This window comes from Streptomyces krungchingensis (assembly GCF_054729265.1).
On record NZ_JBPUKY010000001.1, the window covers coordinates 5,554,757 to 5,579,180 of the forward strand.

Genomic DNA, 24,424 nt, shown 5'->3' on the forward strand with positions numbered 1-24,424 from the left:
ATCGGGGCGGAATTGGACGCGTACGACGAGGGACCGAAGACCCGGCCGGGGGCGGACGGGCCGCCCGGCGACTCCGCCGGGGGCGGGGACGAGGCCGCGGATGTCGGGGCCGGGCCCGACGGGGCCGTGAGCGACGCCCCGGCGTCCGACGGAGCCATGGCTGACGACGCGGAGCCCGATACCGCTGTCCGGGGTGACGGGGAGCCCGACGCCGCTGTCCGGGGTGACGCGGAGGCCGACGCCGCCGTCCGGGGTCACGTGGAGGCCGGTACCGCCGTGAGGGGCGATGCCGGGCCTGACGCGGATGAGCGCGGTGGAGGCACCGCACGCGACGAGATCGATCGCGGCGCCGACGTGTACGCGGCCGCCGCCCCCCGCCCGGCCGGTCCGCGTCCCGCCGATCCCGGTCGTGCCGCGCCCGGTCCGGGCCATCCCGGTCCCGGTGATCTCTATGACCCCGGTGCCCCGGGCGATCCCGGTGACCCCGTCCCGGGCGGCCCCGGTGCCCCCGTCCCCGTCTCAGGCGGCCCCGGCCCCGGGCGGTCCCGCGGCCCGACCGCGGGCATAGCCGCCCTTCCCCTCCGCTCCCAGGTCGCCGCCGCCTTCGCGCTCGCCGTGGTCGCCGTGGTCACCCTTGTGCACCTCGGCATGGTCTTCCTGCACGTCGCGCCGTCGAACACGATGACCAAGCAGCACGGCCGCGCGATCGACGACTGGATCTACCCGGAGTTCGAGCAGAACTGGAAGCTCTTCGCTCCCAACCCGTTGCAGCAGAACGTCTCGGTCCAGGTCCGCGCCTTGGTCCGCACCCCGGACGGCATCAGCCGCGAGACCGGCTGGTACGACCTGTCCGCCCTCGACGGCGAGGCCATCGAGGGCAATCTGCTGCCCAGCCACACCCAGCAGAACGAACTGCGCCGGGCGTGGGACTACTACGCCGGCACGCACGACAGCAAGAACCGTCCCGTGGGCCTGCGCGGCGACCTCTCCGAGCGCTATCTGCGCCGGATCGCCGTCATGCGCCTCGCCCGCGAGCACGCGGGCGGCGCCGGTGCCGTCGTCGAACGCATCCAGGTCCGCTCCAGCGCCACCAACGTGCCGGCCCCCGAGTGGAGCGAGGAGAAGGTGTCCGACAAGCCCGTCGTCCGCGAGTTGCCCTGGTGGATCGTCCCCGACAGCGACCGCGAGGGCGGGCTGACGGAGGCGAGCGCCCGATGAACCGGTTCGCCCCGGCGGTCTCCCGTGGCATCAGCCAGGTCACCGAGTCCGCGCTCGGCCCGTACCAGAGCGCCGTGATCCGTATCGGCTTCTCCGCCACCTGGCTGCTGTTCCTGCTGCGCGAATACCCGCACCGCCAGGAGCTGTACGGGCCCGAATCGCCGTGGAGCTGGGACCTCGCCCAGCAGTCCGTCTCGGGCAACGGCGCCTTCTCGGCACTGCTGTGGTCGGACAGCCAGGGATGGTTCGAGACCTTCTACGCCCTCGCCGTCCTCTCCAGCGCCCTGCTGCTCGTGGGCTGGCGGACCCGCACGACGTCCGTGCTCTTCATGATCGGGGTGCTGTCCCTCCAGAACCGCAGCGTCTTCATGGGGGACGGCGGCGACAACGTCATCCACCTGATGGCGATCTACCTGGTGTTCACGCGCTGCGGCCAGGTGTGGTCGCTGGACGCGCGGCAGGCACGGCGCGCGCGGGAGACACGCGCGCCGGGGCAGCCCCCCGCTCTCGACCGGGTCGGCATCGCCCTGTGGGGGGTGATGTGCCTGGCGCTGGCCGCGGCTTCGTTCGCGGGCCGGCTGAGCACGGGCTGGCTGATGATCTTCTGGGGGCTGCTGGCGATTCAGGCCCTGTGGTGGGCCGTCGGGACCCGGGCGCGTACCGCCGAGCCGCGCATCCTGCTGGACGTCGTGGCCAACCTCGTGCACAACGCTGCTCTGGTCGTCGTCATGGCCGAGGCGTGCCTCATCTACGCGACCGCCGGCTGGTACAAGATCCAGGGCTCGCGCTGGCAGGACGGCACGGCGGTCTACTACCCGCTGAACCTGGACTACTTCTCGCCCTGGCCCGCCCTGTCGCACCTGATGGCCTCCCACGGCACGATGGTGATGCTGGTGACGTACGGGACGGTCATCGTGCAGGTCGCCTTCCCCTTCACGCTGTTCAACCGGCGGGTCAAGAACGTCCTGCTGGCGGCGATGATGACCGAGCACGCCGTGATCGCCGTGGTCCTCGGACTGCCGTTCTTCTCGCTCGCGATGATCGCGGCGGACGCGGTGTTCCTGCCGACGTCCTTCCTGCGGCGCGTCGGCGGATGGGCGGCTCGCGGGCGTGCCGTGCTGGCCCCGGGCCACCGTCCCGCGCTGCCGGGGCCCCGGGAGCCCGAGACCCGCTCCGCAAAGCAGAACGAGCACACGCACGTAGGCTTCACGGCATGAACGAGAGGGACGCCGACGCGCCGGAAACCACAGCCGGGGCGGACGCCGTCGACGGGTCGGGGGCCTTCGCCCGGCCGGAATCCGGCGCCGGACCGTCCGCAGCGGACGGTCCGGGCGACGAGGGCCGACCGGATGCCGTACGCACCTGGCACCGGCTCGCCGACGGTTCCGTGCTGCTCGACGGATTCCACGCCCTCAAGCACGCGGTGCGCTTCCGGGCCGACGTCCCGGTGGCCGTCACCACCGACCGGCGGGCGGCCCTGGAACTGGCCGACGAACTCGCTCCCGACGTGCGTGACGCTCTCGAAGCGCTCCTGACCGAGATCCCGGAGACGACGCTGAAGGCGCTCGTGCCCCGCCCGCATCCCACCTCGGTCGCCGCGCTGGCCGTACGTCCCTCCCGTGCCGCCAACCTGGAGATCCTGGCGCGCACCGGGCGCAGCACGCCCGTGGTGGTCCTCGACAACCCCCGCAACCTGGGCAACGCCGGCGCGGTGATCCGGCTGGCCGCGGGCTTCGGCGCGACCGGAGTGGTCACGACGGGCACACTCGACCCCTGGCACCCCACGGTCGTGCGCGGTGGGGCGGGACTGCACTTCGCGACCGCCGTGGAGCGGCTGACGGTCGACGAACTGCCGCCGGGGCCGATGTTCGCCCTCGATCCCGAGGGCGAGGACATCCGCGGGCTGAAGCTTCCCGACGACGCCGTGCTCGCCTTCGGCTCGGAGCGCACCGGTCTGTCGCCCGAACTGCGCGCCCGGGCCGACCACTTGGTGGCCCTGCCGATGCGCCCCCAGGTCTCCAGCTACAACCTCGCGACCAGTGTGGCCATGACGCTGTTCCACTGGAGCGCGACCGAGGGCGCACCCGCCTGAGCCGCTGCTACGCCTCCCGGCGCACCTCGACCACCCGGAAGCGGTTGGCCACGAACGCGCCGTCGCACAGTGCCGCGTTCGCCGCGGGGTTGCCGCCGGAGCCGTGGAAGTCGGAGAAGGCCGCCGTCTGGTTGACGTAGACCCCGCCGGTCAGATTCAGGGAGAGCTGGGCGCACTCCTCCAGGCAGGCCTCCTGCACGGCCTGCTCGACCTCCTCGTCGGTGGTGTACGCGCCGACGGTCATCGCGCCCTTGTCCCTGATCGTCCGCCGCAGCAGTTCCACGGCGTCCGAGGCCGAGTCCATCGCCACGGCGAAGGAGACGGGGCCGAAGCACTCGTTCATGTAGGCGGCTTCGTCGTCCGGCTTGGCTCCGTCGAGCTTCACGATGACGGGGGTGCGCACGACCGCGTTCGGGAATTCGGGGTTGCTGATCTCCCTGGAGGGCAGGGCGACCTCGCCGAGACCGGCGGCGGCCTCCAGGCGCGCCTTCACGTCCGGGTTCACGATGGCGCCCAGCAGTGCGTTCGCCCGGGCGTCGTCGCCGAGCAGGCCGCCGACCGACTTCGCGAGGTCGGAGACCACCTCGTCGTAGGACTTGGGGCCCTCGTCCGTGCGGATGCCGTCGCGGGGGATCAGCAGGTTCTGCGGGGTCGTGCACATCTGGCCGCTGTACAGGGACAGGGAGAAGGCCAGGTTGGACAGCATCCCCTTGTAGTCGTCGGTCGACTCCACGAGGACCGTGTTGACGCCTGCCTTCTCCGTGTAGACCTGCGCCTGGCGGGCGTTGCTCTCCAGCCAGTCGCCGAAGGCCGTCGAGCCGGTGTAGTCGATGATGCGGATCTCGGGCCGCACGGCCAGGGTCTTGGCGATGCCCTCGCCGGGGCGCTCGGCGGCCAGCGCCACCAGGTTCGGGTCGAAGCCCGCCTCGGCGAGCACCTCGCGCGCGACCTGGACGGTGAGCGCGAGCGGCAGCACCGCGCGCGGGTGGGGCTTGACCAGCACCGCATTGCCCGTGGCGAGGGAGGCGAACAGGCCCGGATAGCCGTTCCACGTCGGGAAGGTGTTGCAGCCGATCATCAGCGCGATGCCGCGCGGCACCGCCGTGAACTGCTTGGTGAGCGCGAGCGGGTCGCGCTTGCCCTGGGGCTTGGTCCATTCCGCGGTGTCGGGGGTGCGGACCTGCTCCACATAGGCGTACGCCACGGCCTCCAGGCCACGGTCCTGGGCGTGCGGGCCGCCCGCCTGGAACGCCATCATGAAGGCCTGGCCGCTGGTGTGCATGACCGCGTGCGCGAACTCGTGCGTCCGGTCGCTGATCCGCTTGAGGATCTCCAGGCAGACCACGGCGCGGATCTCCGCGCCGGCGTCGCGCCAGGCCCGCTGTCCGGCCCGCATGGCGGGCAGCAGGACGTCGATGTCCGCGTGCGGGTAGGTGACGCCCAGGGCGATCCCGTACGGCGAGGTCTCGTCGCCCACCCAGTCGTCCGTGCCGGGCTGGCCGAGGTCGAGGCGGGTGCCGAGCAGGGCGTCGAAGGCTTCCTTGCCCTCGGCCATGCCCAGGCTGCCGTGCTCTCCGTACGCCTTGGGGTGCTCGGGGTGGGGGGACCAGTACGCGCGTGTGCGGATCGCTTCCAGCGTCTGGTCGAGGGTGGGCCGGTGCTGGGCGATCAGCTGGTGCGCGGTGAGTTCGGCGGCCATCAAGGACCAACTCCTCGTCTCAAGAGCTCTTCTTTGAGCCCACGAGCTGGGCAGGAATGGACGGACAGAGTTAGAGTAACCGAACGATCGGTCGGGACAAGGGGGTCCGCCGCATCTGTGGAAAACCCCGTGCGGGAGGATCGCGCACATGACAGCTATCGACCTCAGCAGCCCCGTGGCCGTCGTCGGCACCGGCACCATGGGCCAGGGCATCGCCCAGGTCGCGCTGGTAGCGGGCCATCCGGTGCGGCTCCACGACGCGCTTCCCGGGCGGGCCGAGGCGGCCGCCGAAGCGATCGGCGCCCGGCTCGACCGGCTCGTCGAGAAGGACCGGCTGACCGGTGCCGAGCGGGACGCCGCGCGCGCCCGGCTGCACCCCGCCCGCGACCTCGCCGAGCTGGCGGACTGCGCGCTCGTCGTCGAGGCCGTCCTGGAGCAGCTCGACGCGAAGCAGCAGCTGTTCCGGGAGCTGGAGGACGTCGTCGGCGAGGACTGCCTGCTCGCCACGAACACCTCCTCCCTCTCCGTGACGGCCATCGGCGGCGCCCTGCGCAGTCCCGGCCGCCTGGTCGGGCTGCACTTCTTCAACCCGGCTCCCCTGCTGCCCCTGGTCGAGGTGGTCTCCGGCTTCGCCACCGACGTCACGTCGGCCACGCGCGCGTACGAGACGGCCCGCGCCTGGGGGAAGACCCCTGTCGCCTGCGCGGACACCCCCGGCTTCATCGTCAACCGCATCGCGCGGCCCTTCTACGCCGAGGCCTTCGCCGTCCACGAGGCGCAGGCCGCCGACCCGGCCACGATCGACGCGGTCCTGCGCGAGTCGGGCGGGTTCCGGATGGGCGCGTTCGAGCTGACCGACCTGATCGGCCAGGACGTCAACGAATCCGTCACCCACTCCGTGTGGCAGTCCTTCTTCCAGGACGTGCGCTTCACGCCCTCGCTCGCGCAGCGGCGCCTCGTCGAGTCGGGTCGGCTCGGCCGCAAGTCCGGCCACGGCTGGTACGACTACGGGGACGGCGCCGGGCCCGCCGAGCCGCACACCGCGGAGAAGGCGCAGCCGCCCGCGTACGTCGTGGCGGAGGGCGATCTGGGCCCCGCCGCGGAGCTCCTGGACCTGATACGCGAGGCCGGCATACAGGTCCGCGAGGACGAGGAGGACCACGGAACCCGCCTCGTACTGCCCGGCGGCGGCCAGCTGGCCCTCGCCGACGGCCAGACCTCGGTCGAGTTCCGCGACGTCGTCTACTTCGACCTCGCGCTCGACTACCGGAAGGCGACCCGGATCGCCCTCTCCGCCTCCCAGGACACCGCTCCCCAGACGCTCTCCGAGGCCGTCGGCCTCTTCCAGGCGCTCGGCAAGGACGTCAGCGTCATCGGGGACGTGCCCGGCATGATCGTCGCCCGTACGGTGGCCCGGATCGTCGACCTGGCGCACGACGCCGTCGCCAAGGGCGTGGCCACCGAGGAGGACATCGACACGGCGATGCGCCTCGGCGTGAACTACCCGCTCGGCCCCTTCGAATGGTCCCGCAGGCTCGGCCGGAGCTGGGCGTGCTCCCTGCTGGACGACCTGCACCAGCGGGACCCTTCCGGGCGCTACGCGCCGTCCCTCGCGCTCTACCGCCACGCGTACGCCACCGAGAAGCGGGAGGGCACCTCATGACCACCGCCAAGCGCGACACCTACACGCCGGAGACGCTGCTCTCCGTCGCCGTGCAGGTCTTCAACGAGCGTGGCTACGACGGCACCTCCATGGAGCACCTCTCCAAGGCGGCCGGCATCTCCAAGTCCTCGATCTACCACCACGTCGCGGGCAAGGAGGAGCTGCTGCGCCGCGCCGTCAGCCGCGCCCTCGACGGCCTCTTCGGGATCCTCGACGAGGAGCACGCGCGCGAGGGTCGTGCCGTGGAGCGCCTGGAGTACGTCGTGCGGCGCATGGTCGAGGTGCTCACGGCCGAGCTGCCGTACGTGACGCTGCTGCTGCGGGTGCGCGGCAACACGGACACCGAGCGGTGGGCCCTGGAGCGGCGCCGCGACTTCGACCACCAGGTGGCCGAACTGCTGAAGGCGGCCGCCGCCGATGGCGACGTGCGCCCGGACGTGGAGGTCCGGCTGGCGACCCGGCTGGTCTTCGGGATGATCAACTCGCTGGTGGAGTGGTACCGGCCGGACGGCCGGGGCATGGGCGAGCGCGAAGTGGCCGAAGCGGTCGTGCAGTTGGTCTTCGGGGGACTGCGCAAGGAGTCCTGAGGGCCCCTGGGGCCACGGGCTCAGCCCTCCGGCTCCAGGTCCTCCTCCTCGAACACCAGCAGCGTGCGTGTGCTGAGCACCTCAGGGATGGCCTGGAGACGGGTGAGCACCAGCTCGCGCAGCGCCCTGTTGTCCGGCGTGTGCACCAGCAGCAGGACATCGAAGTCGCCGCCCACCAGCGCGATGTGGGAGGCCCCCGGCAGCAGCCGCAGCTGCTCGCGCACGGTGCGCCAGGAGTTCTGCACGATCTTGAGGGTGATGTAGGCCGATGTGCCCTGCCCCGCGCGCTCGTGGTCGACGCGGGCGCCGAAGCCCCGGATCACGCCGTCCTCGATGAGGCGGTTGATCCGTGCGTAGGCGTTGGCCCGCGACACATGGACCCGTTCGGCCACGGAGCGTATCGACGCGCGGCCGTCCGCCTGGAGCATCTGCAGGATGTCCTGATCGATGGCGTCGAGCGGTCGGGCGGGCGGCGGGGCCGGGCCGGCCTCCGGTGGCTCGGCCATTTGTTCAGGTGCCATGTCCCCCCGCCTCCCTACCATGGACGTACTGCGTCCATCTCAGGCTGTGCAGAACCGTTTGTCCACAGCCTGGCGGCGCCTGTAGCCAAAATGTGCCGACGACCGAACAATCGGTAGGTGAGGCGCGTCACACCCGTGAGGCGTCCGAAGCCGCTCCCACGAGGAGGTGCCGTCATGACGGTCATGGAGCAGCGAGGCGCTTACCGGCCAACGCCGCCGCCCGCCTGGCAGCCCCGCACCGACCCCGCGCCGCTGCTGCCCGACGCGCTGCCGTACCGCGTCCTCGGCACCGAGGCAGCCGCGCAGGCCGATCCGGGCCTGCTGCGCAGGCTGTACGCGGAGCTGGTGCGCGGTCGCCGCTACAACACACAGGCCACCGCCCTGACCAAGCAGGGCCGTCTCGCCGTGTACCCCTCCAGCACCGGCCAGGAGGCCTGCGAGGTCGCCGCCGCGCTCGTCCTGGAGGCGCAGGACTGGCTCTTCCCCAGCTACCGCGACACCCTCGCGGCCGTGGCCCGCGGTCTGGACCCGGTCGAGGCCCTCACCCTCCTGCGCGGTGACTGGCACACCGGGTACGACCCGCGTGAGCACCGCATCGCCCCGCTGTCCACCCCGCTCGCCACCCAGCTGCCGCACGCCGTGGGCCTCGCGCACGCCGCGCGCCTCAAGGGCGACGACGTGGTCGCGCTCGCCCTGGTCGGCGACGGCGGCACCAGCGAGGGCGACTTCCACGAGGCGCTGAACTTCGCCGCCGTGTGGCAGGCCCCGGTCGTCTTCCTCGTGCAGAACAACGGCTTCGCGATCTCCGTACCGCTCGCCAAGCAGACCGCCGCCCCGTCGCTGGCCCACAAGGCCGTCGGCTACGGGATGCCGGGCCGCCTGGTCGACGGGAACGACGCGGTGGCGGTGCACCAGGTGCTCGGCGAGGCCATCGCCCACGCGCGCGCGGGCGGCGGGCCGACGCTCGTCGAGGCCGTGACCTACCGCATCGACGCCCACACGAACGCGGACGACGCCACCCGCTACCGGGGCGACGCCGAGGTCGAGACCTGGCGCGCGCACGACCCGATCGTGCTCCTGGAACGCGAGTTGACCGAACGCGGCCTGCTCGACGACAAGGGGATGGGGGAGGTGCGTGAGGACGCCGAGACGATGGCCGCGGACCTGCGCGAGCGCATGAACCAGGACCCGGTGCTCGACCCCATGGACCTGTTCGCCCACGTCTACGCCCAGCCCACCCCTCAGCTCCTCGAGCAGGAAGCACAGTTGAGGGCGGAACTCGACGCCGAGGCGGACGGTCCGCACCACCACGGGCCCGAAGGAGCCGGCCGATGACCACCGTTGCCCTGAAACCGGCCACCATGGCCCAGGCCCTCGGCCGCGCGCTGCGTGACGCCATGGCCGAGGACCCGGCGGTCCACGTCATGGGCGAGGACGTCGGCACCCTCGGCGGCGTCTTCCGGGTCACCGACGGGCTCGCCAAGGAGTTCGGCGAGGACCGGTGCACGGACACCCCGCTCGCCGAGGCGGGCATCCTCGGCACCGCCGTCGGCATGGCCATGTACGGCCTCAGGCCGGTCGTCGAGATGCAGTTCGACGCGTTCGCCTACCCGGCCTTCGAGCAGTTGATCTCGCACGTGGCGCGGATGCGCAACCGCACGCGGGGCGCCATGCCGCTGCCGATCACCATCCGCGTCCCGTACGGCGGCGGCATCGGCGGCGTCGAGCACCACAGCGACTCCTCCGAGGCGTACTACATGGCGACTCCGGGGCTCCATGTCGTCACGCCCGCGACGGTCGCCGACGCGTACGGCCTGCTGCGCGCCTCCATCGCCTCCGACGACCCGGTCGTCTTCCTGGAGCCGAAGCGGCTCTACTGGTCGAAGGACTCCTGGAACCCGGACGAGCCCTCGGTCGTGGAGCCGATCGGCCGCGCGGTGGTGCGCCGCCCGGGCCGCAGCGCCACGCTCATCACGTACGGGCCGTCCGTCCCCGTCTGCCTCGAAGCCGCCGAGGCCGCACGCGCCGAGGGCTGGGACCTCGAAGTCGTCGACCTGCGCTCACTGGTGCCGTTCGACGACGAGACGGTCGCCGCGTCGGTGCGCCGCACCGGCCGCGCGGTGGTCGTGCACGAGTCGGGCGGCTTCGGCGGCCCCGGCGGCGAGATAGCGGCGCGGGTCACCGAGCGCTGCTTCCACCACCTGGAGGCACCGGTGCTGCGCGTCGCCGGGTTCGACATCCCGTATCCGCCGCCGATGCTGGAGCGGCACCACCTGCCCGGCGTCGACCGGATCCTGGACGCCGTGGGGCGCCTGCAATGGGAGGCGGAGAGCTGATGGCCCAGGTGCTGGAGTTCAAGCTCCCCGACCTCGGGGAGGGGCTCACCGAGGCGGAGATCGTCCGCTGGCTGGTGGAGGTCGGTGACGTCGTCGCCATCGACCAGCCGGTCGTCGAGGTCGAGACCGCCAAGGCGATGGTCGAGGTCCCGTGCCCCTACGGGGGTGTGGTCACCGCCCGCTTCGGCGAGGAGGGCACGGAACTGCCCGTCGGGGCACCGCTGCTGACCGTCGCCGTGGGCGCGCCGGCTCCCGCCACGGAGGCCGGCGGCGACACCGCGGCCGACGAGGGATCGGGCAACGTCCTGGTGGGGTACGGCACGGGAGCGCCTCCGGCGCGGCGCAGGAGGGTGCGGCCGCCCACGGGCGCGGCTCCGGTTCGCCGGACCACCGGCCCCTCCGAGGGCGGGAACCGCAACGGGACGCCCGTTCCGGCAGGCCGCGGGACGGCGCCGGCCGCGCACCCGCATGCCGAAGGCCCCGTCCCCGTCATCTCCCCGCTCGTCCGCAGGCTCGCCCGGGAGAACGGGCTGGATCTGCGGGAGCTGGCGGGCTCCGGCCCCGACGGCCTGATCCTGCGGGCGGACGTCGAGGACGTGCTGCGCGCGGGCAGCGGGCGGGCCCGGACCCCCTTGCCGGCGTCGGCGTCTCCCGCCGCCACTTCCGAGGGGATCCTGCACACCCCGCCCTCGGCCCGCGGGGCGGCGCTGCCCGTCGCGCCGGTGCCCGCGGGGGCGCCGTCCTCCGCGCAGGGTCTGCGCACGCCCCTGAGGGGTGTCCGCGGTGCCGTCGCCGACAAGCTCTCCCGCAGCCGTCGCGAGATACCCGACGCGACCTGCTGGGTGGACGCCGACGCGACGGAACTCATGCAGGCACGCGCCGCGATGAACGCGGCCGGCGGCCCGAAGATCTCCCTGCTCGCGCTGCTGGCCCGGATCTGCACGGCCGCGCTGGCGCGCTTCCCCGAGCTCAACTCGACCGTCGACATGGACGCCCGCGAGGTCGTCCGCTTCGACCAGGTGCACCTGGGCTTCGCCGCGCAGACCGAGCGGGGGCTCGTCGTCCCCGTCGTCCGAGACGCGCACACGCGGGACGCGGAGGGGCTGAGCGCGGAGTTCGCCCGGCTGACGGAGGCCGCCCGGACCGGGTCCCTGACACCGGCGGACCTCACGGGCGGCACCTTCACCCTGAACAACTACGGGGTGTTCGGCGTCGACGGTTCCACGCCGATCATCAACCACCCCGAGGCGGCCATGCTGGGGGTCGGCCGGATCGTCCCCAAGCCGTGGGTGCACCAGGGCGAGCTCGCGGTGCGGCAGGTCGTCCAGCTCTCGCTCACCTTCGACCACCGGGTCTGCGACGGCGGCACCGCGGGCGGCTTCCTGCGCTACGTGGCGGACTGCGTGGAACAACCGGCGGTGCTGCTGCGGACCCTCTAGCGCCCCTCGGGTCTGCCATCCCCGTCCACATGCTGTGCGCGGGGGTGGCAATGATCCATCGGACGCCCATACTCGGGGGATGACCGCCTACGAGCCACCGGGCACCCCCGGCCCACCGGTGGCCCCCGGACCGCCGGGCACGCCCGGTCCCGAAGCCGCGTACGACGCCGTCGTGCTCGCGGGCGGCGCCGCGCGGCGGCTCGGCGGCGCGGACAAGCCCGGAGTGCGGGTGGGCGGCCGGGCGCTGCTCGACCGGGTGCTGGCGGCCTGCGCCGACGCCGCCACGACGGTGGTCGTGGCCGAACCCAGAACCACCGCCCGTCCCGTGGTGTGGGCCCGCGAGGACCCGCCCGGCGGGGGACCGCTCGCGGCGCTGGACGCGGGGCTGAGCCACACCTCCTCCGAACACGTCCTGGTGCTCTCCGCCGATCTGCCGTTCCTCGATGACGGGACGGTGGGGCGGCTGCTGGACGCACTTCGCCCTGAGGGCGCCCCGGAGCCCTCAGGAGACCCCGACGCCGCCCCGGTGCGGGCCGCCGTGCCCGACGGCGTGCTGCTCGTCGATGACGACGGGCGTGATCAGCCGCTCGTCGCCGCCTACCGGGCGTCGGCCCTGCGCCGCGAACTGGCCGCGCTCGCCGCCGCTCACGGTGGTCTCACCGGGCTGCCGCTGCGGCGGCTCGTCGCCGCGCTCGACCTCACCCGTATCTCCGACCCGGTCGCGTCCTTCGACTGCGACACCTGGGACGACATCGCCGCCGCGCGGGCACGCATCAGGGAGCATGGACACGTGTTGGATGAATGGATCTCCGCAGTCAAGGACGAGCTGGGCATCGACCTGGACGTCGACACCGGCGCCCTGCTCGACCTGGCCCGGGACGCCGCGCACGGCGTGGCCAGGCCCGCCGCCCCCCTGACCACCTTCCTCGTGGGATACGCCGCCGCACAGGCCGGTGGCGGCCCGGACGCGGTGGCCGAGGCCGCCCGCAAGGCCGCCGCGCTGGCGCTGCGTTGGGCGGACGAGGACACCCCCGACGCCAAGCCGGACGCCGGATGACGGCCGCCCGCACCCCGGACAGCCAGGAGGCGGACGACCTCGACGTCGAGGAGGCACTCGCCCTGGTGAAGCCGGAGACCAGGACGGCCGCCGGGACCGGTTCCGTGCCCGCTCCCGCGCCCGAGGGCGAGTCGAAGGCCCGTCGGTCCGACGCGCACCACAAGGCCACGCCCTGGCCCGAGGCCCGCGCCGTCGCCGAACGCGCCGCCCGTTCGCTGCCGCGCCGGACCCCCGTCTCCGTGCCCCTCGACGCCTCGCTCGGCCTCGTCCTCGCCGCCCCCCTCACCGCACTCACGGACCTCCCCTCCTTCGACACCTCCGCGATGGACGGATGGGCGGTCGCGGGACCCGGACCCTGGGAGGTCCGGGAGGAAGGGGTGCTCGCCGGACAGGCGGAGCCGGAGGCGCTCACCGACGGCGAAGCGGTGCGGATCGCCACCGGGGCCCGTATCCCGCAGGACGCCACGGCCGTCATGCGCAGCGAGCACGGGCGGATCGACGACAAGGGCCGGCTGTTCGCGACCCGGGAGGTCGTGCACGGACAGGACATCCGTCCGCGTGGCCAGGAGTGCCGCACGGGCGACCAGTTGCTCCCGGCCGGTGTGGTGATCACCCCCGCCGTACTGGGCCTCGCGGCGGCCGCCGGATACGACACGCTCTCCGCCGTTCCCCGCCCGCGCGTCGAAGTCCTGGTCCTCGGGGACGAGTTGCTCTCCTCGGGGCTGCCCCAGGAGGGGCGCATCAGGGACGCGCTCGGCCCGATGCTGCCACCGTGGCTGCGGGCGCTCGGCGCCGAGGTCGTCGCGGTGCGCCGGCTCGGCGACGACGCCAAGGCGCTGCACAAGGCGATCACCGGTTCCTCGGCCGACCTGGTGGTCACCACCGGTGGCACCGCCGCCGGTCCCGTCGACCACGTGCACCCCACCTTGCACCGCATCGGCGCCGAACTGCTCGTGGACGGCGTCAAGGTGCGCCCCGGGCATCCGATGCTGCTGGCCCGCACCAAGGAGGACCAGCATCTCGTCGGCCTGCCCGGCAACCCCCTGGCCGCTGTTTCGGGGCTGCTCACGCTCGCCGAACCCCTGCTGCGCACCCTCGCCGGACGCGTGGCCCCCGAGCCGTACACGCTGCCCCTCCAGGAAGCCGTGCACGGCCACCCGTACGACACCCGGCTCGTCCCCGTGGCGCTGCGTGCCGACCGGGCCGTGCCGCTGCACTACAACGGTCCGGCGATGCTGCGGGGCATCGCGGCGTCCGACGCCCTCGCCGTGATCCCGCCGGGCGGGGCACGGGCGGGACAGGAGCTCGAACTCCTGGACCTGCCCTGGGCAACCGCGGGTATCGACGTGTGCGTCACATGATTCCGGGCGGGATCCGGTTCCGGTGAACGCGAGCGGCGTACAGATCCGAAGAGCCCGAGACGGGGGGCGGTTCCGATGAGACCGAACGGGGTGTGTTTCACGTGAAACTTCCGGGCCATGACGCGATCGCCCGCCAAGCGGGCGAACATCTCGTGACCCATCGGGTGAAGCTCCCGCGGAAAGTCGTGGAACGCCCGATCCGCCAGGTCGTCAAACGTCTGGCGATGGCGCTGGCGCTGCTGGTCGCCACGGCGGTGATCGTCTGGCTGGACAGGGACGGGTACAACGACAGCTCGGACGGCTCCGTCGATTTCCTGGACGCCCTGTACTACGCGACCGTCACCCTCTCCACCACGGGATACGGCGACATCACCCCGGTCAGCGACGCCGCCCGGCTCACCAACATCTTCGTCATCACGCCGCTGCGTGTGCTGTTCCTGATCATCCTGGTCGGCACCACGCTGGAAGTCCTCACGGAACGGACCCGTGAGGAGTGGCGGCTGAACCGCTGGAGGGCGGCCTTGAGGGATCACACCGTCGTTGTCGGTTTCGGGACCAAGGGGCGGTCGGCCATCGAGACCGTCTGTGCGACCGGGCTGAAGAAGGAGCAGGTCGTGGTCGTCGACCCGAGTTCCAAGGTGATCGAGGCGGCGACGGCCGACGGCTACGCCGGAGTGATCGGCGACGCGACGCGCAGCGATGTGCTGATGCGGGCCGAGGTCCACAAGGCGCGGCAGATCATCATCGCCACCCAGCGGGACGACACCGCCGTACTGGTCACGCTGACCGCCCGGCAGCTCAACCGCTCCGCGAAGATCGTCGCAGCGGTGCGGGAGGAGGAGAACGCGCCGCTGCTCCAGCAGTCCGGCGCCGATGCGGTCATCACCAGCGCCAGCGCCGCGGGCCGACTGCTCGGGCTCTCGGTGCTCAGCCCCGCCGCGGGCATGGTCATGGAGGACCTCATCCAGCAGGGCACCGGCCTCGACATCGTCGAACGACCGGTCATAAAGGCCGAGGTGGGCAAGGGCGTACGCGAGACGGACGACCTGGTGGTGAGTGTCGTACGGGGGCACCGGGTGCTCGGCTACGACGATCCGGCCGTCGGAGCACTCCAGTTGACGGACCGTCTCATCACCATCGCGCGGGCCACCCCTGGCACCCAGGTCACCCCCGACATCCGGCCGCTGCCGCGGACCTGAGCCGCCGGTCCCCCGGCCCGGCCGGCCGGATCCGCCGGCGCCGCGCGCCGTGACCGAGCCGCGTCGCCGCGTTGCCGAGGAGTAGCGTCCCTCTCATGTACGCGATCACGATTCCTGAACCTGGTGGGCCCGAGGCGCTGGTGTGGGACGAGGTCCCGGACCCCGTACCCGCCGATGGAGAAGTGCTGGTGGAGGTGGCGGCCAGCGCCGTCAACCGCGCCGATCTGCTGCAGCGGCAGGGCCTGTACGACCCGCCGCCCGGGGCGTCGCCGTACCCCGGACTCGAATGCTCGGGCCGTGTCGTCGCCCTCGGTCCCGGCGTCTCGGGCTGGGCGGTCGGCGACGAGGTGTGCGCGCTGCTCGGGGGCGGTGGATACGCCCAGAAGGTCGCCGTGCCGGCCGGGCAGCTGCTGCCCGTGCCCGCGGACCTGGACGTCCGGCAGGCCGCCGCGTTGCCGGAGGTGACCTGCACCGTCTGGTCGAACGTCTTCATGGTGGCCCACCTGCGCCCCGGCGAGACCCTGCTGGTGCACGGCGGTTCCAGCGGCATCGGCACCATGGCGATCCAGCTGGCGAAGGCGGTCGGCGCGAGGGTCGCGGTGACGGCGGGCAGCAAGGAGAAGCTCGACTTCTGCGCCGAGCTCGGCGCGGACATCCTGATCAACTACCGCGAACAGGACTTCGTCGAGGAGATCAAGCAGGCCACGGACGGCGCGGGTGCCGACGTCATCCTCGACAACATGGGTGCCAAGTACCTCGACCGGAACGTGCGGGCCCTGGCCGCCAACGGACGGCTCGCGATCATCGGCATGCAGGGCGGCATCAAGGGCGAGCTGAACATCGCCACGCTCCTCAACAAGCGTGCCGCCATCAGCGCGACCTCGCTGCGCGCCCGTCCGCTCGGCGAGAAGGCGGCCATCGTGGCTGCGGTGCGGGAGCACGTGTGGCCGCTGATCGACTCCGGTCACGTACGTCCGATCGTCGACCGTGAGCTGCCGATGAGCGACGCGGCGGAGGGCCACCGGGTCCTGGAGGCGAGCGGACACATCGGAAAGGTGCTGCTCGTGACCTCCTAGAGGCCGCTCAGCGGGCGCGGCACGTCACGGGGCTCACACCGCTCCCGGGACACGAGCCCGGGGCTCGCGCTCCCCACAGACCTTGTGCCGCTCACGAGGGCCGCACCGCTCACGGGGCTCGTCCCGCAAGGCTCGGCCGTTCGGGTCACCTCCCGCTCGGCCGGGCCTTGCAGGGGCCCGGCTCGCGAGGTTCCGCCATACGGGTTGCACCCCGCGCGGGACCCCCGCCGCGGGAGCCCGTCTCAGCGGACGCGGACCCGCAGGGCCAGGAAGGCCAGGCCGAGCCCGAGGCCGATGAGGATGAGCCCGCTGCCCAGCGGCAGGATCTCGAGCACCGGCTCGGACTCGGGCTCGGGGTGGGCGACGGTCTGCGGCTCGGACGCCGGGTCGCTCCGTGACGGCTCGGGGGCGATGCCCGCCGCCGAGTTGTCCGGGACGGCGGCCTCGGGGTCGCCGCTCGGGTCCGTGTCGGCGCCGGGGTCGGTGTCGCCGTACGTGGGCTCCGTGTCCTCGTCCGCGGTGTTCCCGGTCTCGTCGGTGTCCCCCGAGTCCTCGGCGTCGTAGGGGTCCGTGGGGTCCGGGTCCGGACGCCCGGGGCGGACACGTCCCTCACCCGCCAGGCTCCCCGCGCGGGAGGAGTCGGCGCTCGGGGCGGACTTCGTGGCGCGCGGCGTGGGGGTGCCGGTGGACGCGGCGGGGTCTGCGGACCGGGACGCGGAGGCGGAGGCGGTGGCGTGCGCCGTGGGGTCCCCGGACCGGGGCGCGGAGGCGCTGCCGTCCGGGGTGGGTGCGGCGTACGGGGCCGGGCCGGGCGCGTGCGGGACGGGCGCGGCGGCATACGAGGGGTGGTGGCCGGCGGCGGTCAGGATGACCAGCAGCAGTCCGGTCGTGTGCAGCGTTCGAAGCCATGGAGTCACACCGGTGACCCCCTCCCGGTACGGGTCGGGTCGCGGAAGTCGGACGGGATCAGCCTCACATGACGCGGTGCGCCCGGCATCTCGACGGAGCGTGACGGTCCATGCCGGTGCATGAACGGAATGTGGTCGCCCGCACGCGGCAATCTCCACGGAGCGTGACCGGTGTCCGCCGGGTCACGTCGACGGTCCGTGACCGTCGCACGGCGCGCGGTGGAAGACGGAGCCCGCGTACGGGGTGGATCATCCTGCGCGGGGGGCACCACCGTGATGGGGTGGAGGCGTGCGAGAGAATGGCGGCATGGAGATGCCGAGGAACGACAGGTCGCCGGAGAACCCTCAGATCCTGGTCGTCGGCCAGGACGGGATGGCTCTCGGCGGCACCGGAGACGAGGACTCCCGCGAGGTCCCGGTGACTGAGATGGTGGAACAGCCGGCCAAGGTGATGCGCATCGGCAGCATGATCAAGCAGCTGCTGGAGGAGGTGCGCGCCGCACCTCTGGACGAGGCCAGCCGGGTGCGGCTCAAGGAGATCCACGCGAGCTCCGTGAAGGAGCTGGAGGACGGCCTGGCGCCGGAACTCGTCGAGGAACTGGAGCGGCTCTCCCTGCCCTTCACGGACGAGGCGACCCCGAGCGACGCCGAACTGCGGATCGCGCAGGCCCAGTTGGTGGGCTGGCTGGAGGGACTCTTCCACGGGATCCAGACGACGCTGTTCGCGCAGCAGATGGCGGCCAGGGCCCAGTTGGAGTCGATGCGCCGCGCTCTCCCACCCGGGGTCGGCGGTGCCGAGGGGGACGAGGACCCTCGCTCCGGCGGCCGTTCCGGCGGACCGTACCTGTAGGCCCAGGCTCCACCCCTGACGAGACGGAACGGGCCCGGCACCGAAGTGCCGGGCCCGTCGCCGTGGTGGTGCGGGACGTCGCCGGGGTCAGGCCGGGTCGCCCGAGGAGACCTTGAGCTCGATCTCCGGCATGTTCTTCGGGTCGACGTCCGTGTCGGCGGAGGGGAACTGATCCATGATCGTGTCCTCGCCGTAGGTGTTCTCGTCGACGCGGGTCACCTTCATCTGCCAGCCGGCGGCCTGGAAGCAGGACTTCACCGACTTCAGGTTCTTGTACTGGAAGTCCGGGACCATGATCTTGTCCGGGTCGTCGTAGGACTCCTGGGGGTCGGTGCACTTCTCCGTCTCGATCGTCTTCGACGTGTCCGGACCCTTGTGCCCCGCCACCACGGTCGGCGACTTGCTGGCGTCGCCGCCGCCCTTGTTGTTGTCGTCGCTGCCGCCGTTCATCGCGAGCGCCGTGATCAGGCCGCCGATCGCGACGAGAGCCACCACGATCGACCCGATGACGATGCCGCGGTTGCTCTTGCGGCCGGAGCCGCCCGAGGCGGGCGACGGCGTCTGGGGCGTCAGGTTGTACGGCGGGGGCGTCGACGTGCCCTGCTGCGGGGAGTAGGCGGAGGTCTGCGGGGGCGACTGGTAGCCGCCCTGCTGCGGATAGCCGTACGCGGGGGACGGCGTCGGTGCCGGGGTCGGCGTGCCGTACGGGCCCGGCTGGTACGGCGTCTGCACGGGGCCCGGGGCCGGGGTGCCCTGGTCGACGGGCGGGAAGACGGCGGAGCCGACGCCCGCGCCGCTCGACGTCTGGGCGCCGGGCACGATGCTCGGCGCGACGGCCTGGAACGACTGGGCCACGCGCAGGCACTCGTCGCGCATCGACTCGGCGCTGGGGAAGCGCTCGTTCGGGTTCTTCTTCAGGGCGCGGGCGACCAGCGCGTCCACCGCCGGCGGCAGCGAGCGGTTGACCGAGGAGGGCGCGACCGGCTCCTCCTGGACGTGCGCGTAGGCGATGGCCAGCGGCGAGTCCGCCTCGAACGGCAGGCGTCCGGTGACCAGTTGGAAGAGCATGATGCCGACGGAGTACAGGTCGGACCGGGCGTCCACGCCGCGGCCGAGCGCCTGCTCCGGGGAGAGGTACTGCGGGGTGCCGACGACCATGCCGGTCTGCGTCATCGAGGTGACGCCGGACTGCATGGCGCGGGCGATGCCGAAGTCCATCACCTTGACGACGTTGCGCTTCGTCATCATGACGTTGCCCGGCTTGATGTCGCGGTGGACCAGGCCCATCTCGTGGCTGATCTCCAGCGCGGCCAGCACGTCCGCGGTGATCTTCAGGGCCTTGTCGGCGGGCATCGCCCCGTACTGCTGGATGTCCGCGTCGAGGACCGAGCCGAGCGGCTTGCCCTCGATGTACTCCATGACGATGTACGGGGTGGTCATGCCGTCGAGGTCGTCCTCGCCGGTGTCGAAGACCGAGACGATGTTGGTGTGCGTGAGCTTGGCCACCGACTGGGCCTCGCGCCGGAACCGCTCACGGAACGCCTGTTCACGACCGAGCTCGGTGTGCAGGGTCTTGATCGCGACCTGTCGGTCGAGCACCGAGTCGTACGCGAGGTGCACCGAGGCCATGCCGCCCTCGCCGAGCAGATCGCGCAGCTGGTAGCGGCCGCCGGCGACCGCACGCCCCGCGTACCGGCCCTGTGCGCCGTCCTGGCTCATGTTCTGCGTCCCCCATCGGCGCGGCGGCAGCGGCTGGTTGCTCCCGCGGTCCGTGATCGATTGTCCGGCGCGACTGCTGCGATGCGACCGGTCTTCGGTGATCGATTGGCTTATTCCCGGCCAAGTCTGCCCCAGGGCACCGACACGTCAAGTTCGGTGCCCGTTCCGTGACCGTCTGCGAAAGAAGCGTCGCGGAAGCGTTACAGCCGGCGTACGCCCGGTACACAGAATTTGCACGCGTGGACCCGCGCCGGGTTTGATGGCCGGTCCATCTCACTTTCATCCCGGACCGGTGCCTTGCGCAGAGCCTGTAGCGTGGCCCGACGGAGACCGTAACAACCACCGCGCAGACCGCGGGCAGAAACGACGGCGAGGACCGATGGCACAGCAGCAGCGCGCTCAGGGCCCGTCCGACCCCGAGGCGACTGGCGGCGGTATGTCAGATGCGCCGGAGATGTGGGGTAACGGCGGGCTGGTCGGCGACGGCCGATATCGGCTGACCCGCAGACTCGGCCGGGGCGGCATGGCCGAGGTGTTCGCGGCCGAGGACGTGCGCCTCGGACGAACCGTCGCGGTCAAGCTGCTCCGCTCCGACCTGGCCGAGGACCCGGTGTCCAAGGCCCGCTTCACGCGTGAGGCCCAGTCGGTCGCCGGGCTCAACCACCATGCGGTCGTGGCGGTGTACGACTCCGGCGAGGACGTGGTCGGCCACGGTGTCGTCCCGTACATCGTGATGGAGATCGTCGAGGGCCGGACGATCCGGGATCTGCTGATCAACGCCGAGGCCCCGGGCCCCGAGCAGGCGCTGATCATCGTCTCCGGGGTCCTGGAGGCGCTCGCCTACTCGCACCAGCACGGCATCGTGCACCGCGACATCAAGCCGGCGAACGTCATCATCACCAACACCGGTGCGGTGAAGGTGATGGACTTCGGCATCGCCCGCGCCCTGCACGGCGCGCAGTCGACGATGACCCAGACCGGCATGGTCATGGGCACCCCGCAGTACCTCTCCCCGGAGCAGGCGCTCGGCAAGGCCGTCGACCACCGTTCCGACCTGTACGCGACCGGCTGCCTCCTGTACGAACTCCTGGCGCTGCGGCCCCCGTTCACCGGCGAGACGCCGCTGTCGGTGGTCTACCAGCACGTCCAGGACATTCCGGTGCCCCCGTCCGAGGCCTCGGACGCGGCGCCGCCGGAGCTCGACGGGCTGGTCATGCGCTCACTCGCCAAGGAGCCGGACGACCGGTTCCAGACGGCCGAGGAGATGCGCGGGCTCGTCCAGTACGCCCTCCAGATGCTCTACGACCAGGGCGGGCACACCGGCACCTGGAACACCGGCCCCGTCACCATGCACGAGGGTCTGCACACCCCTGCCTCCGGTTTCGCCGGCACGACGGCGCTGCCGCATCCCGGGGAGTCGGGCACCACGCAGATCCCCGCGCCGATCATCCCGCCCTACGGCGGCGGGGACGACGGCGGTTTCGAGGGGCACGGCAACCGCGGCGGCGGCCGCGGCAAGCTGTGGATGCTCGCGGTCCTCGCGGTGATCGCGATCGCGGCGGGTGTCGCGCTCGCCCTGAACAAGACCGGCGGCGAGGCGGGCGGAGGCACGGACACCACGAAGTCGCCGAGCGCCACCCACTCCCGCACGGACGACCGGTCGAGCAAGGCGCCGAGCGACGAGGCCACCGACGAGGAGACGGACACGTCCACCGAGGACTCGTCGACCACCGGCGGCGACCCCGACTACACACCGTCGTACACGCCCTCCGCGAGCGACACCGCCCAGCCGACGGACGAGCCGACGGACGAGCCGACCAAGACGACGCCGACCACCGAGGAGCCGACGGAGGACCCGACGACGCCGACGCAGGACCCGACGGAGACCGTCGACCCGACGGAGGGCGGCACCGGGGCCACCGACGGGGTGGGTCCCTGAGCGTGACCGTCCGGGGCTGACCGCCCCGGGGCGAGAAGACCGTCCACGCGCGCGTGCGGCCCGGAAACGGGCGGCACGCGCGCGTTCCGTTGCCGGGGTGGCACGCGCGCGTGCGGGTGCGGAGCGTCCTGGACGGCCGGTCATCCCGCGAACGCCTCGCACACGGACTCGTACTCCCGTGTCCACCACATCACCAGGGCCGAGGCCGCCGGGAACTGCGGGTCGGCACGGGTGTCCCCGCGCTCGTAGTGCCAGCGCAGCATCCAGAAGTCGTTGAGGCGCTCCCACCACACGCGGTGCACGGCGGCGGCGAGTTCGGCGGGGCCGGCGTCGGCGGTGCGCCGGTACGCGCGCGCGTAGGCCCGCACCTTCGTCAGGTCGAGCGAACCGATGGGCCGTACGAAGAAGATCATCGCGGCGCGTACCGCCTCCTCGGCGCGGGGCTGGACGCCCAGCCGGTCCCAGTCGACGATCGCGGCGGGTTCCCCGTCGCGGTAGAGCAGGTTGAAGGGGTGGAAGTCGCCGTGCACCCAGCCGACCGAACCGCCGTGCGCAGGACGGCGGTCGGCGTGCCGTTCCAGCAGGGCGCGCCTCTCCAGGAGCCGGTGCCGGGCGAGCTCGTCGAAGGCGTCGGCGGGGCGGTGGCGTCGCACCATGGCGAGCAGCCGGTCGATGAGCGCGAAGGTGTCGGCGGGATCGGCGCAGGCCGCCCGTCTCGCGGGCGTTCGCCCCTGTGCCGGCATCACCCGCTCCAGACCGGCGTGTACGACGCCCAGGAGCGCCCCCAGGCGTGTGCACTGCTCGGTGCTGAGCTGGCCGCCGTGCCGGTGCCCTCCGTCGATCCACGGGTGCAGGGCGTACGCGTGGCCCCCGACCACGGCGACCGTGCGTCCGTCGGCGCCGGCCAGCGGCGGGGCGACCGGGACGCCCAGGTCGGCGAGGCGCTGGGTCGCCCGGTGCTGGCGGGCGATCGCGGCGGGGTCGGCGGTCTCCGGGTCGAAGTGGTGTTTCAGGAAGTACCGGCCCCGGGTGGTGCACAGCCGGTAGCCGCGGTTCAGCAGCCCTTGGTCGACGGGGTCGCAGGTCAGCGCGGAACCGGCGGAGTACTGGCGGAGGAGGGCGCCCAAGGGGGGCGCGTGAGACACGAGGGGTGGTACGGATGAGCCCGGCACGCGCCAGATGGTAGGGCACGAGCAGGGGCTCTGACCTCGTACTTGTCACACACAGTCGTGTTCGATCACGCGATGGTCACAGGATGTGCCGGAATCGCCGTTCCAGGCCTCCGTCCGCCGAGTGGACGGTGCAGAGCCGCGGCTCGATGCCCAGGTAGACCGGCTCGTACGGCTCGCCGTCGGCGAGGGGCGGCACCGGCCCGAAGAGCTCCAGCTGGGCCGCGGTCGGCTCGACCGGCTCGCACTGACCCACGATCTGCACGGACCACAGGGCCTCGCCGGGCCGCGCGGAGCCCACGTTGTCGGTGCCGTACGCGACGACGCTGCCGGCGCAGGCGTCCGGATAGCCGAGGCTGCGGGACATGCGCAGCAGGACGCGCCCGTCCGACACGATGTGGCGGGCGAGCGCGAGGAGCGGCAGCGCGCGCTTGCTGGTGGCCACACGGCCGTACTCGGCGCTGCCGATCAGGTGCACGGCGAGGCGGTCGGCGGGGGACTGTCCGGTGGGGGACCGCTCGATGCGGGACCGCGTGGCGGTGGAAGGCTCTCCGGCGGGCTGGTCGTCGGCATACCTCGTGTCGGCGCGCCGTTCGTCGGTGGGCATGCCCCCAATCTCCGGCACCCGCGGGCGGCGAAAAAAGGGGCGCCCGCCCCTCATGCAGGGGCCATAGGTCCCGAATGGGCGGCCGGCGGCGCGGGCCGGCCGGGTCCGCGCTCAGCGGCTGTGCTGCCGCTCCGCCTGTTTGCGGGCCACATAGGCGGCGGCCTGCGAGCGCCGCTCCATGCCCAGCTTGGCCAGCAGGCTCGACACGTAGTTCTTGATCGTCTTCTCGGCGAGGTGGAGCCGCTCGCCGATGGCGCGGTTGGTGAGTCCCTCGCCGATCAGGTCGAGGATCTTGCGTTCCTGATCGGTGAGCTGTGCGAGCTTGCCGTCGTCCTTGGTGCCGCCGTTGCGCAGCCGCGCCATGACGCGGGCCGTGGCCGCCGGGTCGAGCAGGGACTTCCCGGCCGCGACGTCGCGCACGGCGGACAGGAGCTCGTCGCCGCGGATGTCCTTCAGGACGTATCCCGAGGCCCCGGCCATGATCGCGTCGAACAGGGCCTCGTCGTCGGCGAACGAGGTCAGCATCAGGCACTTGATGTCCTCGTCCCGGGACCGGATCTCGCGGCAGACCTCCACACCGCTGCCGTCCGGCAGGCGTACGTCCAGGACGGCGACGTCCGGGCGGGTGGCCGGAATCCGCACCAGCGCGTCGGCCGCGGTACCGGCCTCGCCGACCACTTCGATGTCCTCCTCGACGGACAGCAGCTCATGGACGCCACGCCGGACGACCTCATGGTCGTCGAGGAGAAATACGGTGATTTTCCCGGTTTGGTGCACGGTGTCAGTGTCACACATGGTCATCGGCATTGCCCCAAGTGAACTCTTCCCGTCTCCGGGGTGGCCGGGATAACGTGCCCGTGTTCCGGCCCCTTGCAAGGCCTGTGACCAGTGCTGTGACCAGCAGGTGTTCCCCACGACTTGATGTAGTAGGAATTCCACGTTTGAAAGTACTTGGAATTCCTACAAAAATCGCAGGTCAGGAGG

The 24,424-nt window shown here is 72.3% G+C and carries 21 protein-coding genes; 14 read left to right on the top strand and 7 right to left on the bottom strand.

What is annotated here, in order from left to right:
* Positions 1 to 156 precede the first annotated feature (156 nt).
* The 3 genes from ACSYGO_RS24475 to ACSYGO_RS24485 are packed head-to-tail and all read left to right on the top strand — an operon-like array spanning position 157 to position 3,310.
* Positions 157 to 1,218, top strand: a complete 1,062-nt coding sequence (locus tag ACSYGO_RS24475; RefSeq protein ID WP_435222655.1) for a DUF5819 family protein — start codon at positions 157 to 159, stop codon at positions 1,216 to 1,218.
* Positions 1,215 to 2,435 (top strand): HTTM domain-containing protein, encoded by a 1,221-nt coding sequence (locus tag ACSYGO_RS24480; RefSeq protein WP_460387643.1) that lies wholly within the window; start codon positions 1,215 to 1,217, stop codon positions 2,433 to 2,435. The genes ACSYGO_RS24475 and ACSYGO_RS24480 overlap by 4 nt, the downstream gene beginning before the upstream one ends.
* Complete coding sequence (locus tag ACSYGO_RS24485; protein WP_460387644.1) at positions 2,432 to 3,310, top strand: TrmH family RNA methyltransferase; 879 nt, start codon at positions 2,432 to 2,434, stop codon at positions 3,308 to 3,310. The genes ACSYGO_RS24480 and ACSYGO_RS24485 overlap by 4 nt, the downstream gene beginning before the upstream one ends.
* A 7-nt stretch (positions 3,311 to 3,317) precedes the next feature.
* Here the strand turns inward: ACSYGO_RS24485 and paaN are convergent, their stop codons facing one another.
* Positions 3,318 to 5,009 carry a phenylacetic acid degradation protein PaaN gene (gene paaN, locus ACSYGO_RS24490; RefSeq protein WP_432172876.1) on the bottom strand — a complete coding sequence of 564 codons (1,692 nt, stop codon included), beginning with the start codon at positions 5,007 to 5,009 and terminating at the stop codon, positions 3,318 to 3,320.
* A gap of 148 nt (positions 5,010 to 5,157) precedes the next feature.
* Between paaN and ACSYGO_RS24495 the strand changes: the two genes are divergently transcribed.
* Together ACSYGO_RS24495 and ACSYGO_RS24500 are read left to right on the top strand one after the other, a co-directional pair.
* Entirely contained in the window at positions 5,158 to 6,672 is a 1,515-nt protein-coding gene (locus ACSYGO_RS24495; RefSeq protein WP_426677033.1) for a 3-hydroxyacyl-CoA dehydrogenase, read from the top strand.
* Complete coding sequence (locus ACSYGO_RS24500) at positions 6,669 to 7,259, top strand: TetR/AcrR family transcriptional regulator (RefSeq protein ID WP_426677032.1); 591 nt, start codon at positions 6,669 to 6,671, stop codon at positions 7,257 to 7,259. The genes ACSYGO_RS24495 and ACSYGO_RS24500 overlap by 4 nt, the downstream gene beginning before the upstream one ends.
* A gap of 20 nt (positions 7,260 to 7,279) precedes the next feature.
* Here the strand turns inward: ACSYGO_RS24500 and ACSYGO_RS24505 are convergent, their stop codons facing one another.
* Positions 7,280 to 7,780 carry an Lrp/AsnC family transcriptional regulator gene (locus ACSYGO_RS24505; RefSeq protein ID WP_426677031.1) on the bottom strand — a complete coding sequence of 167 codons (501 nt, stop codon included), beginning with the start codon at positions 7,778 to 7,780 and terminating at the stop codon, positions 7,280 to 7,282.
* A gap of 174 nt (positions 7,781 to 7,954) precedes the next feature.
* Here ACSYGO_RS24505 and pdhA point away from each other — a divergent pair, with 174 nt between their 5' ends.
* From pdhA to ACSYGO_RS24540, 7 genes are all read left to right on the top strand, one after another.
* Positions 7,955 to 9,115: a pyruvate dehydrogenase (acetyl-transferring) E1 component subunit alpha gene (gene pdhA, locus ACSYGO_RS24510; RefSeq protein WP_460387647.1), complete on the top strand. Its 1,161-nt coding sequence runs from the start codon at positions 7,955 to 7,957 to the stop codon at positions 9,113 to 9,115.
* A complete protein-coding gene (locus ACSYGO_RS24515) occupies positions 9,112 to 10,116 on the top strand; it encodes an alpha-ketoacid dehydrogenase subunit beta (protein ID WP_028799339.1) in 1,005 nt (334 codons plus the stop codon). Before pdhA ends, ACSYGO_RS24515 begins: the two co-directional genes overlap by 4 nt.
* Positions 10,116 to 11,555 carry a dihydrolipoamide acetyltransferase family protein gene (locus ACSYGO_RS24520; RefSeq protein ID WP_460389757.1) on the top strand — a complete coding sequence of 480 codons (1,440 nt, stop codon included), beginning with the start codon at positions 10,116 to 10,118 and terminating at the stop codon, positions 11,553 to 11,555. The genes ACSYGO_RS24515 and ACSYGO_RS24520 overlap by 1 nt, the downstream gene beginning before the upstream one ends.
* A gap of 79 nt (positions 11,556 to 11,634) precedes the next feature.
* On the top strand, positions 11,635 to 12,612 hold the full coding sequence (locus tag ACSYGO_RS24525) for a DUF6457 domain-containing protein (protein ID WP_460387649.1): 978 nt from the start codon (positions 11,635 to 11,637) through the stop codon (positions 12,610 to 12,612).
* Entirely contained in the window at positions 12,609 to 13,973 is a 1,365-nt protein-coding gene (locus ACSYGO_RS24530) for a molybdopterin molybdotransferase MoeA (RefSeq protein ID WP_426677028.1), read from the top strand. Before ACSYGO_RS24525 ends, ACSYGO_RS24530 begins: the two co-directional genes overlap by 4 nt.
* A gap of 92 nt (positions 13,974 to 14,065) precedes the next feature.
* Entirely contained in the window at positions 14,066 to 15,172 is a 1,107-nt protein-coding gene (locus tag ACSYGO_RS24535; RefSeq protein ID WP_432172881.1) for a potassium channel family protein, read from the top strand.
* 95 nt (positions 15,173 to 15,267) lie between these two features.
* Complete coding sequence (locus ACSYGO_RS24540) at positions 15,268 to 16,248, top strand: NAD(P)H-quinone oxidoreductase (protein ID WP_426677026.1); 981 nt, start codon at positions 15,268 to 15,270, stop codon at positions 16,246 to 16,248.
* 242 nt (positions 16,249 to 16,490) lie between these two features.
* On the opposite strand, the gene ACSYGO_RS24545 is transcribed toward ACSYGO_RS24540, so the two are convergent.
* Positions 16,491 to 17,165, bottom strand: a complete 675-nt coding sequence (locus ACSYGO_RS24545; protein WP_426677025.1) for a hypothetical protein — start codon at positions 17,163 to 17,165, stop codon at positions 16,491 to 16,493.
* 298 nt (positions 17,166 to 17,463) lie between these two features.
* Between ACSYGO_RS24545 and ACSYGO_RS24550 the strand changes: the two genes are divergently transcribed.
* Positions 17,464 to 18,006, top strand: a complete 543-nt coding sequence (locus ACSYGO_RS24550) for a bacterial proteasome activator family protein (protein WP_426677024.1) — start codon at positions 17,464 to 17,466, stop codon at positions 18,004 to 18,006.
* An 87-nt stretch (positions 18,007 to 18,093) separates the two neighbouring features.
* Here ACSYGO_RS24550 and ACSYGO_RS24555 read toward each other — a convergent pair whose 3' ends face one another.
* Entirely contained in the window at positions 18,094 to 19,725 is a 1,632-nt protein-coding gene (locus ACSYGO_RS24555; RefSeq protein WP_426677023.1) for a protein kinase domain-containing protein, read from the bottom strand.
* Between the two features lie 379 nt (positions 19,726 to 20,104).
* Between ACSYGO_RS24555 and ACSYGO_RS24560 the strand changes: the two genes are divergently transcribed.
* Positions 20,105 to 21,664 (top strand): protein kinase domain-containing protein, encoded by a 1,560-nt coding sequence (locus ACSYGO_RS24560; RefSeq protein ID WP_426677022.1) that lies wholly within the window; start codon positions 20,105 to 20,107, stop codon positions 21,662 to 21,664.
* Between the two features lie 140 nt (positions 21,665 to 21,804).
* On the opposite strand, the gene ACSYGO_RS24565 is transcribed toward ACSYGO_RS24560, so the two are convergent.
* From ACSYGO_RS24565 to ACSYGO_RS24575, 3 genes are all read right to left on the bottom strand, one after another.
* Entirely contained in the window at positions 21,805 to 22,809 is a 1,005-nt protein-coding gene (locus tag ACSYGO_RS24565; RefSeq protein WP_432172943.1) for a phosphotransferase, read from the bottom strand.
* 103 nt (positions 22,810 to 22,912) lie between these two features.
* Entirely contained in the window at positions 22,913 to 23,440 is a 528-nt protein-coding gene (locus ACSYGO_RS24570; protein WP_460387651.1) for a pyridoxamine 5'-phosphate oxidase family protein, read from the bottom strand.
* Between the two features lie 111 nt (positions 23,441 to 23,551).
* On the bottom strand, positions 23,552 to 24,217 hold the full coding sequence (locus ACSYGO_RS24575; RefSeq protein WP_460387653.1) for a response regulator: 666 nt from the start codon (positions 24,215 to 24,217) through the stop codon (positions 23,552 to 23,554).
* Between the last annotated feature and the right edge of the window lie 207 nt (positions 24,218 to 24,424).